This is a genomic window from Streptococcus sp. KHUD_011 (assembly GCF_046352925.1).
Lineage (GTDB): Bacteria > Bacillota > Bacilli > Lactobacillales > Streptococcaceae > Streptococcus.
This window is the reverse complement of sequence record NZ_CP157578.1, coordinates 497,823-514,886: the sequence shown is the minus strand read 5'-3', so window position 1 is coordinate 514,886 and position 17,064 is coordinate 497,823. Positions and strand designations below refer to the sequence as shown.

Below are 17,064 nucleotides of genomic sequence, written 5' to 3'. Positions count from 1 at the left end.
CAATTAGAAAGCTTAGTCTTCTTTCTTCTTGCGAGCTACAAGACCAAATCCACTCAATACTCCGAGAAGTCCAAGTGCTGCAAGGCGAGCATTGTCTTCTGTACCAGTATTTGGCAATTCGCGCTTAGCTTCAGCTTCTTTCATTGCTGTTGCTTGTACTGGTTGTGCTGGAGTTGCTGGTACTTGAGGTTGAGCTGGCTGTTCAGGCATTGCTGGTGTAGCTGGCTCAACTGGTTGTACTGGTTGACTTGGTTCAACTGGAGTTGGCATTTCAACTTTTCTGAAGATATGCTTAATAGTTCCAGCTGGGTCAGTTACAGTCTTCACATATTCGTAACCTGGAATTGTTCCTGGTTCTTTAGCTCCTGATTCAGATGATTTCAATGGATTTCCATTTTCATCTGTCCAAATTGTTGTAGTTTGTCTACTTGGATTTGGTTGAGGAATAGGTGAAGGTGTTGGAGCTGGAGTTGGCGCAGGAGTTGAAACTTTTTCGTAGACATGTTCAGTATCTCCGTTTGGAAGTTTCTTAGTCTCTACGAAGCGGTATCCTGGAATATCTTTCTTCGGTTGTTCTCCATCTTCTGTTGGATTTCCTGGAATTACATTTCCATCTTTGTCCTTGAATGTTGTAGTTACTGGTTCGTAAGCGTGAACTGTATCTCCTTCTCCACTAGTTGTTGTACTTACTAGTTTGTAACCTGGAATGTTCTTAGGTTCTTTTGTTCCTTCTTCAATTTCAGTTCCTGGAATTGGGTGACCAGCTTTATCTACGTATCTTGTCGTTACTTTTTCGTATACATATTCTGTATCACCATTTGGAAGTTTACGAGTTTCTACTACTTTGTATCCTGGGATATTCTTAGGATCTTTTGCTCCTTCTTCTGTTGTTGTTCCTGGGATTGGGTTACCGTTCTTATCTACGTGTTTAGTTGTTACTGGTTCGTAGATATGTTTCGTATTCCCTTTTTCATCCGTTTCAGTCTTAACAAGTTTGTATCCTGGAATCGTTTCTGATGGGTTCTTACCATCTTTAGATGGTACTAACTCTTTACCATTCTTATCAACAAATACTGTGTCAGGACGTACTGTTGGTGTGTAAGAAGCTTTGATTGTTTTACCGTTTTTATCTTTACGTACAACTTCTACTGGAGTAGCTGTTCCTACGAAGTTTGGTTCTGGAGTGAACGTTACTTTACCATCTTTATCGATTGTGTAAGTTCCTTCTCCTGGTACTTTCTTCTCAGTTGTTCCATCATCAAATGTTGGAGCTACTGTAGTGTCTACATCACCTTTGAATACTGGAGTATTAGATTGAGGTTGTCCTTTAGCACCTTCAGATACTACGTTTTCTGTAGTTGTTTTACCTAATACTGTCGGTGTGTATTTAGCTGTTACTGGTGTTCCGTTTTCGTCAACACGTTTAACTGTTACACCTTTAGCTTGACCTACGAAGTCTGGCTCTGGAGTGAAGGTTACTTTACCGTTCTTATCGATTGTGTAAGTTCCTTCTCCTGGTACTTTCTTCTCAGTTGTTCCATCATCAAATGTTGGAGCTACTTTTTCATCGATTGGTACTGTTATAGTTTTACCGTTTACTTTAGTAGTTCCTGGTGTAAATGTTGGAGTTTCTGATTGTGGTTGTCCTTTTTCACCGATTGATGTTACGTCTTTACCTGTTGGTGTTACTGGTAATACTACCGGAGTGTACTTAGCTGTTACTGGTGTTCCGTTTTTGTCTTCACGTTTAACAGTTACACCTGTCGCTTGACCTGTGAAGTCTTTATTTGGAGTGAATGTTACAGTTCCATCTGGAGCTACTGTGTAAGTTCCTTCTCCATCGATAGTTACAGAATCAACTGGATCTCCTGTTTTCGGATCCACTAGTTTCGCTGGTTTGTCAGATAATTCTACAGTTTTTTCTTCACTGTTAACTGTTGTTTTACCAGGTGTGAATTCTGGTTTTCCTGTTTGTTTAGCACCTTGAACATCAGTTGTAGTTACACCTTCTGCTTTTGGTGTTACTGGTTTAACGGTTGGTGTGTATTTAGCTGTTACTTCTGTTCCATTTTTGTCAACACGTTTAACTGTTACACCGCTAGCTTTACCAGTGAATTGTGGTTCTGGTTTGAATGTTACTACACCAGTTTCATCGATAGTGTACGTTCCTTCTCCCGGTACTACCACTTTACCTTCTTCATCGGCACCTACTAATGTTGGTTTAACATCAGGATCGATTTCTACAGTTACTTCTTTACCGTTAACTGTTGTTTTACCTGGTGTGAACACTGGGGTTCCAGTTTGTTTAGCACCTTGAACATCTTCAGATACTACGTCATCTGATGTTGGTGTTACTGGTTTAACTGTTGGTGTGTATTTAGCTGTAGCTGGAGTTCCGTTTGTATCTTTACGTTGAACTTCAACACCTTCAGCTTTTCCTGTGAAGTTTGGTTCTGGTTTGAATGTTACTTCACCAGTTTCTGGGTTGATTGTGTAAGTTCCTTCTCCTGGTACTGTTACTGATTTTTCGTCAGTTGGTTCACCAGTTTCTGGATCGATTAATTTAGCTGGTACAGTTGGGTCGATTGGAGCTTTTTCGTGTCCTTCAGTGAATGTTGGAGTTCCGCTTTGCTCTTGACCTTGTGCACCTTCAGAAGTAGTTGATTTCGCAGTTGGGTTAACAGGCGTGATATTTGGAGTGTAAGTTGTTGTTACAGCTGTTCCATTTGTATCTTTGGCTTGAACTGTTACTGGTTGAACTTCTCCTGTGTAAGTTTTGTCTGTTGGAGTGAATACTGCAACTGGATCTTTACCAGGTTCTTTAACAAGAGTGTATTCACCGATTACATTACCTTTTGGATCTTTAGCTGGTACTTTATCAGCTTTTTGTCCATTTTCATCTAATAATGTGTAAGTATCTGGATCGATTGCTACTACTTCTTCAGTTTTAGCTTTAGTCATTGGGTCTTCAACTTCAACTACCCCACCTTTGAATTTAACTGGTTGGCTTTGAGTTTGACCTTGAATGTCTGAAGTTACTGATGGTTCTGCAGTTGGTTTCACACCGATTACTACCGCTGAGTATTTACCAAGTGCTGGAGTACCGTTTTTATCAACACGTTTAACTGTTAATTCAGTACCTTTACCTTTGAAGTTTTTGTCTGGAGTGAATGTTACAGTTCCATCTTCTGCAACTGTATAAGTTCCTTCTCCGTCAATTGTTACAGTTGTTGTCTCTTGACCTGTCTTAGGATCAATTAGTTTCGCTGGTACAGCTTCATCGATATCTACAGTTTTTTCAACACCGCCGATTGTTACTTTACCACCGATGAAGTTTGGTTTACCACTTTGTTCTTTACCTTGAACACCTACAGTTTCAACTTCTGTTCCTTCTGGAGATGCTGGGTGTACTACAGCAGTGTATTCTGCAGTTACTGGTGTTCCGTTTTGGTCTTTACGAACAACAGTCATTGTTGTTCCTTTACCTTTGAATTGTGGGTCTGGAGTGAAGTGTACTGTTCCATCTGGATCTACTGTGTAAGTTCCTTCTCCTGGAATGACTTTTTCAGTTTTACCATCTTCGAATGTTGCTGGTACTTTATCGTCCATTGGTACTTCTACTTCTTCACCGTTGATTGTAGTTTTACCAGGTTTGAATTCTGGTTTACCGCTTTGAGGTGCACCTTGAATATCTTCAGTATATGTATTAACACCTACTGGAGTAACTGGCTTAACTGTTGGTGTGTAAGTAGCTGTTGTTGGAGTTCCATTCGCATCTTTGGCTTGAACTGTTGCTGGTACTGGAGTACCTACGAAGTCTTTGTTAGGTGTGAATGTTACTTTACCTGTTGTTGGATCGATTGTGTATGTACCAACTGTGTTTCCTTTAGCGTCTTTTGCTGGGATTGTTGTTTCGTCAGTTGGGTTTCCAGTAGCTGGATCGATTAATTTAGCTGGTTGAGTAGCATCAATCTTCATAGGAACTTTATCATCACCTGGTGTGAATGTTGGAGTTCCTTCTTGAGGTTGTCCTTGAGCACCTTCAGTTGATGTTGGTTTTCCGGTTGGTTCTACTGGAGTGATATTTGGAGTGTAAGTTGTTGTTACTGGAGTTCCATTTGTATCTTTCGCTTGGATTGTAACTGGTGCAACTTCTCCTGCATATGTTTTATCAGTTGGTGTAAATACCGCAGTTGCTTTACCATCTACAACTTTAAGTGTGTAAGTACCGATAACATCTCCTGCTGGGTTTTTAGCCGGTACTGATGTAGCTGGTTGTCCTTTTTCATCCAATAGTTTGTATGAAGTAGTGTCGATTGGCACTTCTTTTTCAACACCGTTAACTGTTGCTTTACCAGGTTTGAATGTTACTTCTTTAGATTGTTCAACACCTTGTACATCAGTTGTTTCAGCTGGCTCTGCAGTTGGTGTTACACCTACGATGTTTGGAGTATAAGTTGTTTTAACTTTTGTTCCGTTTTCATCTTCTGCTTGAACTTTAGCTGGTTGTACTTTACCTTTGTATTCTTTGTTAGTTGGTGTGAAGGTTACTTTGTTAGTAGCTGGGTCAATTGTGTATTCCCCTACTTTGTTTCCTTCTGGATCTAAAGCGTCCACTGGAGTACCTGTTGCTACTGGGTTACCTGAAGCATCAAGTAGAACCGCTGAGTTATCTTTGATTGGTACTGATTTTTTAACACCTTCTACTGTTGTTTCTCCAGGAGCGAATGATACTGTTCCATCTTGTGGTTGTCCTTGGATACCTGAAGATTCCGCTGGTGTTGCTGTTGGTGTGACACCTACGATGTGTGGAGTGTAAGTAGTGTTTACTTTCGTTCCGTTTTTATCTTCTGCTTGAACTTTAGCTGGAGTTACTTTACCAGTGTATTTTTTGTCAGTTGGTGTGAAGGTTACTTCACCTGTTGCAGGGTCGATTGAGTAAGTACCTACTGGAGTTACTCCGTCTTCAGCGTATGCTGGAGTTGTTTGTCCAGGTTGAACTTCATTTCCTTCTTTATCTAGAAGTTTGTGAGAGTTTTCTTTGATTGGCACTTCTGCATTTCCTTCTGTGAATGTAGGAGTTCCTTTTTGAGTTTCACCTTGTACGCCTGCTGAGTCTGTCGGTTTAGCTGTTGGTTCTACAGCTGTTACTGTTGGAGTGTATTTTGTAGTAGCCTTAGCTGTTACATCTTGTCCATCTTTGTTTCGACCTACTGGTGCTGTTAATGTTACATCAACACCTGTTGCAGTCCCTTTGAATGTTGGAAGTGGTTGGAATGTTACTTCACCTGTTTCAGGATTAATTGTGTAAGTTCCTTCTCCTTCAACTGTTACAGAGTTAACTTCAGCTTTCGTTTTTGGATCTACCAATTTAGCTGGGTATTGTGCACTTGGTGTTACTGGATCTGGAGTTGTACCATCACCATTTTTGTCTACATCAATTGTGAATTTAGGTGTTTTCTTCTGTTCTTTCCCTTGAATATCTGTTGATGTTTCAGGATTTGCAGTGATTTCCTTTGGAGTTACGTTTGGTACGTAAACAGCATCCATAGTTTTTGTAGCAGTTGTATGTGTACCATCATTAACATTCTCAAGTTGGTTTTGAGCTGTTAAAGCTGTCCATCCAGTAGACTCACCGTTAGTATCTACCGCACGAAGTACGATACCATCAGCTTTACCTACGAAGTTAGCTTCTGGAGTGAATGTGATTCCAGTATCTGTTACTTCATAAGTACCTTGACCTTCTTTAGTGTAAGTCTTAGCTAAAGTTCCATCTGGTTTAACAATCATGACACCTTCAGTTTGCACTTTCTTAGTTGATGCTAAACTAATTGAGTTACGTTGTTCAGTGTAGCTAATTTTACCATAGGCATTGAATGTAGTTCTTCCGTTGTTAGAACCTAATTCAGATGCGTCAGCTTCTACACGGTTAATAAACTCGATACCAATATTTTGTTTTTCACCTTGTTTACCAGTTGTTTCTTCATAGTCTCCACGTGGTGGGTGAACTACTTGGATTTGGTTATCTTCTACTTCCCCAGAGTATGCAATTCCTGTTGGTTTTACGATTTGATCTTTATCTTTAGCGATACGAACACGGAAATTCACAACATCTTTACTTGTATCCACTACTTGAGTGTTTGTAAATGTTAATTCTACTTCTTGACCATTTCCACTTACTTCTGCAATACTTGATTCTTCACCTTCATCAAATTTACCATTTCCATTGAAATCAATGAATCCACGAACATATGCTTTGCTCAAGTCTCCAGTATATTTATCATTTCCATTTGCTGAAGCAAGAACTTTTACTTTATAAGTGTTTTCTGGTCCTCTAATTAATTGAACTTCTGGACGTCCTGTATCTTTGTTTGTTACTACGTTCTCTGCAGATACTAACTGATCGACACCTTCATCTGCTAAATCAACATCATCATCAGATCCTACCCCAATGACACGAGTACCATTAACTGCCTCAGGGTCAGCTTTCACTTTACCTAAGAATGGTTGTTGAATTTCTGACATCGTATTGTTGTTATAATCTAAGGCTTCTGTTCTTAAGAAGTGCTCTGCAGTACCGTATGATGCTGGAAGATCTCCAAAGTCAGATAGCTTAATACCAATCATAGATGATTGCGCACCACCTGAGATAATGTATAATCCTACTTCTGAAGGACCAGCTGTCGCAACGATAGGAGTAGTACGTCCACCATTATTTTGGTATCCACCAAACACTTGTGAACCTAATCCACCTGTTACAGAATCACGAGTTGCAAACATTTTAGCTGCTAAAGCTTTTTTATATGTCTCACTTTGAACTTGAAGACCATTTGAAGTAGATAAATTACTTAATGGTGTATATGGTTTGTTGTTTGAACCATATCCCATCATTGCTACTAAATCCCAAGGAGTACCGTTTGTAGTATAAATTTCAGATTCTCTATCCCCAATATCTTCACCAGATGTCATAACGATACCAGGTTTTGTTTTCTTACCATTGTATGTTGCTTCAACTTTAAATACTACACCACCAAATGTTGTATTTACTTGTTTTTTAGCATCATTTGTACCTGCAATAGTTGTTAAATGATCTCCCGTGTTAATTCCTGAATTTCTAATATGTGAATAACGTTTATCTTGTGCAGAACCACCGATACCAGTTGCTGAAGCAAATTTATTTTCTGCATTCGCATCATATGAATCTTGGTGATCAGTTCCTGCTACACGATTTTTATAAACCTCTGTAGATTCAAAAGGTTTTAATTCCTTAACAGTCATTTTAACAATATAACCAGGAATTAATTGTTTTTCAAATACTGAACCTACTTGTAATTGACCATTGTCTTTTAAATTAGTCCATGCTTTAGTTTCAGTAAAATCTAACCATTGAATTTGGTTTGCAAGGTTTTTAATTTTCTCTTGGTCTTCTGCTTTACCATTTACTAAAATTGGAGCATCAGCTAGAGATGTATATCCATGGTCTGCAAGCCATTTTTTACCAGTTTCTGTTGAAGCATCTTTAAGAGCTGTTGTTTGAGCCTCTGCCAAGTTAACAGCAAACTTACCGTCACGGCCGATTCCTGCATTTTTCAATTCATTGTAAACTGCAAGGATTGATTCATTAAGACGTTCCAATTGAGCATCTACTTGCTCTTTTGTAACGCTCTTATCAGCCAAAAGAGCTTTTGTTTCAGCAAGAACTGCTTGGTTTTTAGCTACCGCTGCTGTAACTGCTGCCTTGTTTTCTTCTTTGACGTCAGCCTTAGCAAGTTCAGTCTCTGCCAATTTGTTGGTTACTTCAGCTTCTGAAGATACTTGTGTCAGAGTTGTTGTAGCTACTGAAAGAGCTTTTTCAGCTGGAGTTGCTTTCTTTTCAGCTTCAGCTTTCGCAGCTTCTTTTTCAGCCGCTTGTTTCTTATCGAAACCAGCAGTATTTGACTCAGTTACAACTGTGCTCAAAGCTGATACAGTTTCTGCTTGTGCATCTACATCAGCTTGGCTAGCATCTGCTTTTGCAAGAGTTGCTTTAGCTGTTGCCAATACTTCCTTAGCTGAGCTTACTACTGTAGCGTCTGCATATTTAGCAGTTGAAAGTTTAGACTCCAAAGTAGCAATACTTGCTTCAAGGATAGCCTTATTTACTTTCTTAGCTTCTTCTGCTTTCACTTCAGTTTTTGCTTCAGTAGCTTTTTCAGTTTCTGGCTTCACAGTCTCTGGTTTTACAGTTTCTACTGTTTCAGCTTTAGGCTCAGCCTTTTCCTTCTCCTTATCATCTTGACCAGGAGCAGCTGCAGCTGTTGAGATAGTTGTTTCAGCCGATTGTACTTCTGTTGCTGATACCGCACCATTGCCTAGGAACATCAAACCAGCTGCAATCGCTACTGATGCTGCTCCAAAGCTGTACTTACGAATACCGTAACGAATGTACTTCTCCGTTCGAAAATCTTGTTGTTGTTTGCCTTGCATGAGACTCACAACCTCCTTATTTATTTATTTTATTTTTTAATGTACTTATGTACAAAAAAACTTCGGCATTTTAAACATTTAACATAACAATGTTTTGTATGTCGAAAATTCGTACTTGAAATACAATTTAATGATATCACACTTCTATATTGTAAGCAAGTAATTCAATTAAAAATTTACACTATAATAAATAAATAAATAAATTTTAGTTTTCAAACTTATTTTTATTATTTATGATAATAAATATATTTTATTTTTAAGTATTCGTCCTCTTTTTAGTAATATTTAAAGAAATTTTTACTATTTTTTATCGAATATTAGCAAATCCATTTTCAGAAAAAAATTGGAAATTTTTATCATGTTAGTTAGTCAATCAAAAAATAAAAATTCCTCCTTCAAAAACTCAAAAGAGGAATTTTTATTATCCACAATTAACATGCATAATTATAATATCACTTTTTAAAACATTTTGCAAGTACTTTTGTTTTGAAATATCAAACTTCTACAAAACTTTCGGTTTTTATTTTATATTTTTCAATCTTTACAATTGGTTTTTTACGAATTTTATACCGTATTTTAAATAAAATAATTCGCATTTTAAAATCGTGATTTTTTGGATGTTATATCCAAAAATGACCTATTTAAATTTTAATTAAAATTATCATATTTTTATAATTTATATGAGTGGATAAACTGGATTTATAGAGCTTGTTGCCACATTTATATGACCATTTTTAATCTTTCTATTTTGATGTACTAAAGATGCTACTTCATCCAAATATTTCATCATTCGGCTTTTAACTTATCAAAAAAATTTCAAAAAAAATACCTTAACTTTCTCAAAAATTTTTCAGTTATTTTTCTGGTTAGCAAAAAACTGATGAATCATTCGATTCATCAGTTTTCCGGATAGTTTGTTCACTCTTAACAAATCATATCAATTAGAAATCTTAATCTTCCTTCTTCTTGCGAGCTACAAGTCCAAATCCACTCAAGACTCCAAGAAGTCCAAGTGCCGCAAGGCGGGCATTGTCTTCTGTACCAGTATTTGGCAATTCTTTTTGACCTTCAACATATTTAGGTGTTGCTGGTTGTTTTGGTTGCTCAGGCACTGCTGGCATGTCTGGAGTTACTGGTTTCTCAGGGCTTGTTGGCTCTTGTGGAGAAACTGGTTGTACTGGTTGACTTGGTTCAACCGGTCTTGGAGTTGGCATCTCAACTTTTCTAAAGATATGTCTGATATTTCCATTTGGATCAGTCACAGTCTTGACATATTCGTAACCTGGAATTGTTCCTGGCTCTTTAGAACCTGGTTCCGTTGGTTTCAATGGATTTCCATTCTCATCAGTCCAAGTAGTTGTATTTTGCTTACCTGGCTCTGTTTGAGGAATAAGTGGTGTTGAAACTTTCTCATAAACGTGTTCTACATCACCATTTGGAAGTTTCTTAGTCTCTACGAAGCGGTAACCTGGGATATCTTTCTTAGGTTGGTCGCCATCTTCTGTTGGATAACCTGGAATTTCATTACCGTCTTTATCCTTAAATGAAGTCTTAACCTTTTCATAGATGTGTTCTGTGTCTCCGTTTGGAAGAGTCTTAGTTTCTACGAAGCGGTAACCTGGAATATCTTTCTTAGGAGTTGTACCTTCTTCAGTAGTTGTTCCTGGAATTACATTGCCATCTTTATCTTTATAAGTTGTTGTAACTTTTTCATAGATGTGTTTTGTATTTCCTTTTTCGTCTACTTCAGTTTTAACAATCTTGTATCCTGGGATATCTTTAGTTGGTTTAGTTCCATCTTCTGTTGGTGAAAGTGGGTTGCCATCTTTATCAACGAATGAAGTATCAGGACGAACTGTTGGTGTATATGTAGCAGTAACTGGTGTACCGTTCTTATCTACACGTTTAACTGTCACACCTTTAGCTTTTCCTACGAAGTCTTTTTCTGGAGTGAATGTTACTTTACCATCTTTGTCGATAGTGTAAGTTCCTTCTCCTGGTACAACTTTTGTAGTTGTTCCATCTTCGAATGTTGGTGGTACATCTTCATCGATTGGTACATTAGGGTTTCCTGGGGTGAAGACTGGTGTTCCAGTTTGTTGTTGGCCTTTAGGACCTTCAGATTCTGCAGGTGTTCCAACTGGTGTTACTGGAGTTACTGTTGGGGTGTATTTAGCCGTTACTGGGGTACCGTTCTTATCTACACGTTTAACTGTTACTCCTGTTCCCACTCCTGTGAATGTCTTCTCTGGTGTGAACGTTACTGTGCCGTCTGGTGCCACTGTGTATGTTCCTTCACCTGGAATTGTCTTAGTTGTTGATCCATCTTCGAAGGTTGCTGGTACTTCGTCATCCATTGGTACATCTGGGTTACCTGGTGTAAATGTTGGTTTGCCGTTTTGTTCTTTACCTTGGATGTCTGTTGTTTCAGCTGGTGTTCCTTCTGGAGTTACTGGAGTTACTGTTGGGGTGTATTTAGCTGTTACTGGAGTACCGTTCTTATCTACACGTTTAACTGTTACGCCTGTACCTACTCCTGTGAATGTTTTCTCAGGTGTAAATGTTACTGTTCCATCTGGTGCAACTGTGTAAGTTCCTTCTCCTGGAATTGTCTTAGTTGTTGATCCATCTTCAAAGGTTTCTGGTACTTCATCATCCATTGGTACTTCTGGGTTACCTGGTGTAAATGTTGGTTTTCCAGTTTGTTCTTTACCTTGGATATCTGTTGTTTCAGCTGGTGTCCCTTCTGGAGTTACTGGTGTTACTGTTGGGGTGTATTTAGCTGTTACTGGGGTACCGTTCTTATCTACACGTTTAACTGTTACGCCTGTTCCTACTCCTGTGAATGTTTTCTCAGGTGTGAAGGTTACTGTTCCATCTGGTGCTACTGTGTATGTTCCTTCTCCTGGAATTGTCTTAGTTGTTGAACCGTCTTCGAATGTCGCTGGTACTTCATCGTCCATTGGTACTTCTGGGTTACCTGGTGTGAATGTTGGTTTACCGTTTTGTTCTTTACCTTGGATGTCTGTTGTTTCAGCTGGGTCTGCAGTTGGAGTTACCGGAGTCACGTTTGGTGTATATTTAGCTGTTACTGGGGTACCATTCTTATCTACACGTTTAACCGTTACGCCTGTTCCTTTACCTGTGAATGTCTTCTCTGGTGTGAACGTTACTGTGCCGTCTGGTGCTACTGTGTATGTTCCTTCTCCTGGGATGACTTTTTCTGTTGAACCATCTTCGAAGGTTGCTGGTACTTCATCATTCATTGGCACCTCATCAGCACCTGGTGTGAATGTTGGTTTACCTGTTTGTGTTTTACCTTGAATATCTGTTGTTTCAGCTGGGTCCGCGGTTGGGGTTACTGGAGTTACTGTTGGTGTATAAGTAGTTTCTACTTTTGTTCCGTTAGTATCTTTAGCAACAACTTTGGCTGGGTCTGGTGTGCCTGTGAAGTCTTTGTTTGGTTGGAATGTAATTACTCCTGTTGTTGGATCAATTGTGTAGGTTCCAACTTCTTTACCATCTTTAAGAGCTGGCATTGTGGTTACTTCATTACCACTTGGGTCTACCAATTTAACAGTTGTCTTATCAATTGGTGCTACTTCGTCACCTTGTTTGAACATTGACTCTGTTTCCTGAGTTTGTGGTTGACCTTGTTTTCCAGTTGTTTCTTTTGGTTCTGCTGTTGGTACTACTGGGGTTACTGTTGGGGTGTAAGTTGTTTCTACCTTAGTTCCGTTAGTATCCTTCGCTACAACCTTAGCTGGATCTGGTGTGCCTGTGAAGTCTTTGTTTGGTTGGAATGTGATTACTCCTGTTGTTGGATCAATTGTGTAGGTTCCAACTTCTTTACCATCTTTAAGAGCTGGCATTGTGGTTACTTCATTACCACTTGGGTCTACCAATTTAACAGTTGTCTTATCAATTGGTGCTACTTCATCACCTTTTGTGAACATTGTCTCAGTATCTTGTGTCTGAGCTTGTCCTTGTTTTCCAGAAGTTTCTTTCGGTGTGGCTGTTGGAACTACTGGAGTTACTGTTGGAGTGTAAGTTGCTGTTGCTGGTGTTCCATTCTTATCTTTAACTTCAACAGTTGCTGGATCTGGTGTACCAACAAAGTCTTTGTTTGGTTTAAACGTTACAACACCTGTTAACGGATCGATTACGTATTTACCAACTTCTTTTCCATCTTTTGTAGCTGGAATTTCTTTGTCATCAACTGGTTGTCCATTTACTACAAATTTAGCTGGTTGCTTTTCGTTAATAGTAATTGGAGCTGTTTCATCACCTTGTGTAAATTTAGGTGTTCCTGTTTGCTCTTGACCTTGTTTACCACTTGAAGTTACACCCTCTCCAGTTGGTACTACTGGTGTTACTTTTGGAGTATACGCCCCTTTTGAAGTAACCGGAACTTTGTTTCCTTCTGAGTCAGTTGCTGTTACTGATACTTGTACATTAACACCTTTAGCTTTTCCTGTAAATGTTGGAAGTGGTTCAAATGTTACTACACCTGTTGTTGGATCGATTGAGTATGTTCCTTCTCCATCAACTACCACTTTACCTTCAGCATTAGCTCCTTCTAATGAGTATGCTGCTGTTGTCCAGTCAACATTTGTGCCATCAAGTGTATTATCTGTGTTATTTAATTCAGAGAAACGACCTTTTCCAGAAATAGATGTTTGAGTTTGACCTTGTTTTCCTGTAGTTTCATCTGCAGATGGTGCAATTCCGTATACAGTTGGTGTATATGCATTTTCTACTGCTACTGTTACTGGATTTCCTGATTCATCATTAAATGTTACATCAGCCGCTACTGTTACTGGATTTGCAGTTCCTACAAATCCTTCTACTGGAGTGAACGTCACTTCACCTGTCGTTGGGTCTACAGTGTATGTTCCTTGATCAGTTGTTACTGAAGAAACTTTATTTCCTGTCGTTGGATCTACTAGTTTATAATTTGATACTGTAGTTCCTTCTTTTCCATCATTGAAATTGTCGGCCATTGAGTCAGTTTGTTTTTGACCTTGAGCGCCTGATGATTTCTCTGGTTCTGTTACTACGATGTAGTAAGTTGTTTCTGCTACTGCATCTTCTGTAACTTCACCAGCATCTGTTCCATCTACTGTTGGAGTTGTCACAACACCGTTTGAGTCTACTGCTCTTGCTGTTACCTTGTAACGTCCTTTTTGAGATAATACATAAGCATTAGCTTTAGCTAGGTTTGCTTCTGCAGCTGTTTTAAGAGCTGCACGCGCAGTTTCTACCGCTTTTTCAGCTTCTAAAGCTTCTTGACGAGATGCATTAACTGCTGTATCACGAGTTGCTACCGTTCCTTTCGCAGCTTCAATATCCGCTTCAAGTTTCGCTTTAATTTCTTTTGCTATTTCCAGTGTTTTCTGAGCCATTTGTTGGGCTGTTGGCGAAATCGTACGTAATTTTAAGTTATCTAATGCTACTTGAGCATCTTCTACAGCTCTTGTTTGACGATCTACTCTTTCTTGTAAGCTTGCTAAATCATTTTGAGCATCTTGTTGTTCTTTTACAGCTGTTGCTGCCGCTTGAGTTTTAGCTGCAGCTGTACGTTGTGCTTGAATATAAGCTGTTTCTTCTGCTTGAGCTCCATCAAAAGTAGTTACTGTTCCATCTGGTGCAGTTGCTGTTACTTTTGTTTTAATAGTATCAGAATCTGTAGCTGATGTTTTATCATCGATTGTATCTGTGAATGCTACATTTGCTTTAGTAGATTTAATTAAGTCTACTGATGTACCTTTTGTTTCTGAATAACTTGTTGAAGTCCCTGTTGGTTTATCATTTTGAATTGATGCTAAGTCTGTTCCTACTGCTTCACGATAAGCTATATATCCGCTAAATCCTGAAGTTGTTGAAACTTTCCATCCCGCATTCGATTTAGTAGCTGTCACCGTAGACCCATCAGATGCACTCCATTGATCAGATGCAGAATCATAACTTACTTTAATAGTTCGCCCTTGAGTTGAAGAAGTTTGATCATTCGGTAATAATGTTTCTGTTCGGAACACATCACCTACAGCTGTTACTTCACCATTTGTACGAATTTCAGCAATCTTATCAGCTAGACTTGTCGCTGTAGATTTAGCATTCCATGTACGTGTAAATTCGTAAACAAATAACTTAACATCACCGTTAGCTTGTGCTTCTGTATATACACGTCTTTCTGTAAGAATTGAATTATCTCCACTTTCTTCAAGTTGATATGCATCTTCATTTGGAAGTGTATATTTACCTGTCGCACGGTTAAATGTCGCTGTATATTCTTTGTTGTTATGATCTTTAACAGTTACCGTCTCACGTTGTAAGTGTGCTTGTACTTTATCAGTTGTTGCTTTAGCCGCAATACTATCAACACCAACGTATTTTGTAGATTCCGGAGTCACTGTTAAGTTAATAGTTGATTCTCCTGAAGCCGCAACTGCTCCTAATACCGCGCCTTCTTGAACTGCTGTATTTGTAGTACCTGCTGCAACTGTCCAGTTACCATCTTTAGCTACAAGTTTTGTAACTGTTCCATCTGGCATTGTGATTTCTGCTTTGTTAGCTCCATTTGAAATTGTAACTGGTACACTTGTTGCATATGCTTCAACATTCTTAACAGTAATCTTAGGTGCTACTGCGATTGTAATATTTTCATGTGCTTCTTGTCCATTCATGTTCCATGCTGATGCACTATTATAATCTTTAGCTAATGCTGCTACAGTAAAGATTCCTGCTTCTGTTGGTTTACCTGTGATTAAACCTGTTTCTGGTGCGTAAGTTAACCCTGGAATAGTATCGTCAAGAGATACTGGTTTAGTTCCATTCGTTTTACCATTTAATGTTGTATAAGCAGTAACTGTTTGAGGACTATTCATTGATTTAACAGTAGTCCCGTCAGCTGCCACAAATTCTGCTTTTTTACCAGATGAATTAGGCGCAGTTTTTGAACCAGCTACGAACTTAGAACCATCTTCACGCTGATAGTTAGCACGTGTATCTTTATTTACTCCATCATTATCAACATATTGTAATTCATGGCTTACATCCTCCCCAATAGTAACCATTGTTGAAGAACCTTGAATTCTAGGAGCAGTTGAATCTTGCCAACCTATCCACCCTGCTTGCAGGTCACGAAAGAATACTTTTTGTTCAGTATCACCTTTTGCTACAGTTAATTCATAACGGAAGTCGTACACCCCATTCTGGATATTGGCTCCGATATAACCTTCTACAGTATCCGAATTTGCGTTATAGCCTAAACCTGGCGGCAAGTTCATTGGAGTGACTTTCTTGATAGTATAGCCTGCTGTTTTTGCTGCATCGTTTAACTCGAAACGTTTTGTTACATCTTTTAGATAAACATAGTGGTTACCTTGTTCATATGTGTATCCATAAATTTCTGTTGCTAGATATTCATAAGCTCCACCTGATCCATATGGGTTAGTATTATTATTTTGACCACTTGCACGAAGCTTATTATTCCACATCGCTGCTTCACGTCCAAGTTTTTGTGCTTCTGTTTTTGATAACGGAAGGTCAGTACGTGCTCCAGTACCAGGTTGTGGGTTGTTTTTAGCAACTTCTTCTGTGTTTTCTGATTGGAATCCTTTTACATAAATTCTATATGCAGCATTGCTATCTAATTCTTTATACGTTTTACCAGTAGCTGTTGCAAACTCACCGTTTTCTTTTCTAAGTTCGGTAGATGCTAGTGTATACCCTTCATTAGCTGAACGTAGGTTTGAACCTTCTACTAGTTCTTTACCGTTACGCTCATCTTTTGAACCTGTGTTTTCGATAGCGTTTGAGTCAGATTTTTTCTCTGTATTTTCCGCTTTCTTTCCGACAGTTTCTTTACCATTGGTAGTATCTACTGCTGGTGTTTCTTTCTTTTCTACTGGTTTATTTTTTAATTTTGAGTTAACAGTTGTAACAAGTTTGTTGTAGGCAGCCTTCAATTCATCTTGGCTTGTAGCATTTGAAAGAGCTGTCTTAGCTGCTTCCAAGTCAGCATTCAAAAGAGCCAAACTTTCGTCTGTCTTGTTTGCATATTTTCCAGAAGCGAGTTTCCCAGCTACTTCATTAACATAAGATTCAAGCTGAGACTTGTCTAGTTTAGGAGCAGCTTCTTCTTTTGTAACTTCTTCAGTTTTTTGTACTTCTTCCTTTTTAGACTCTTCTACTTTAGGAGTCACTGCTTCAGGTTTAGCTTCTTCTTTAACTTCCTTATTGTCTACTACAGGAGTTACAACTTTATCCTGATTATCTTCAGTATTAGCTGATACTACAGCTACATCAGAACCATTCCCATTAACTGCTGTTTCTGAGGCTGATACTGCACCATTTCCAAGGAACATCAAACCAGCCGCAATCGCTACTGATGCTGCTCCAAAGCTATACTTACGAATTCCATAACGGATGTATTTTTCTACTCTAAAATCTTGTTGTTGCTTGCCTTTCATCGAGACTAACAACCTCCTTTTATTTTCATCATGTTTATAGATATAGTAAAAATTAAAACCTCTTCATATCATTCATCAATGAAGGAATTGCTCAAGTACTATATTTTTCCGAAACATGTATATT

At 38.6% G+C, this 17,064-nt stretch carries 2 protein-coding genes; both read right to left on the bottom strand.

Annotated features, from left to right (window positions below; all coding sequences use genetic code 11):
• Window positions 1-12: 12 nt before the first annotated feature.
• Window positions 13-8,466 carry an Ig-like domain-containing protein gene (locus ABKJ27_RS02420; RefSeq protein WP_410011961.1) on the bottom strand — a complete coding sequence of 2,818 codons (8,454 nt, stop codon included), beginning with the start codon at window positions 8,464-8,466 and terminating at the stop codon, window positions 13-15.
• A gap of 950 nt (window positions 8,467-9,416) precedes the next feature.
• The gene (locus ABKJ27_RS02415; protein ID WP_410011960.1) at window positions 9,417-16,940 is read right to left on the bottom strand and encodes a YSIRK-type signal peptide-containing protein; all 7,524 of its coding nucleotides are present in this window, start codon (window positions 16,938-16,940) and stop codon (window positions 9,417-9,419) included.
• Window positions 16,941-17,064: the final 124 nt, after the last annotated feature.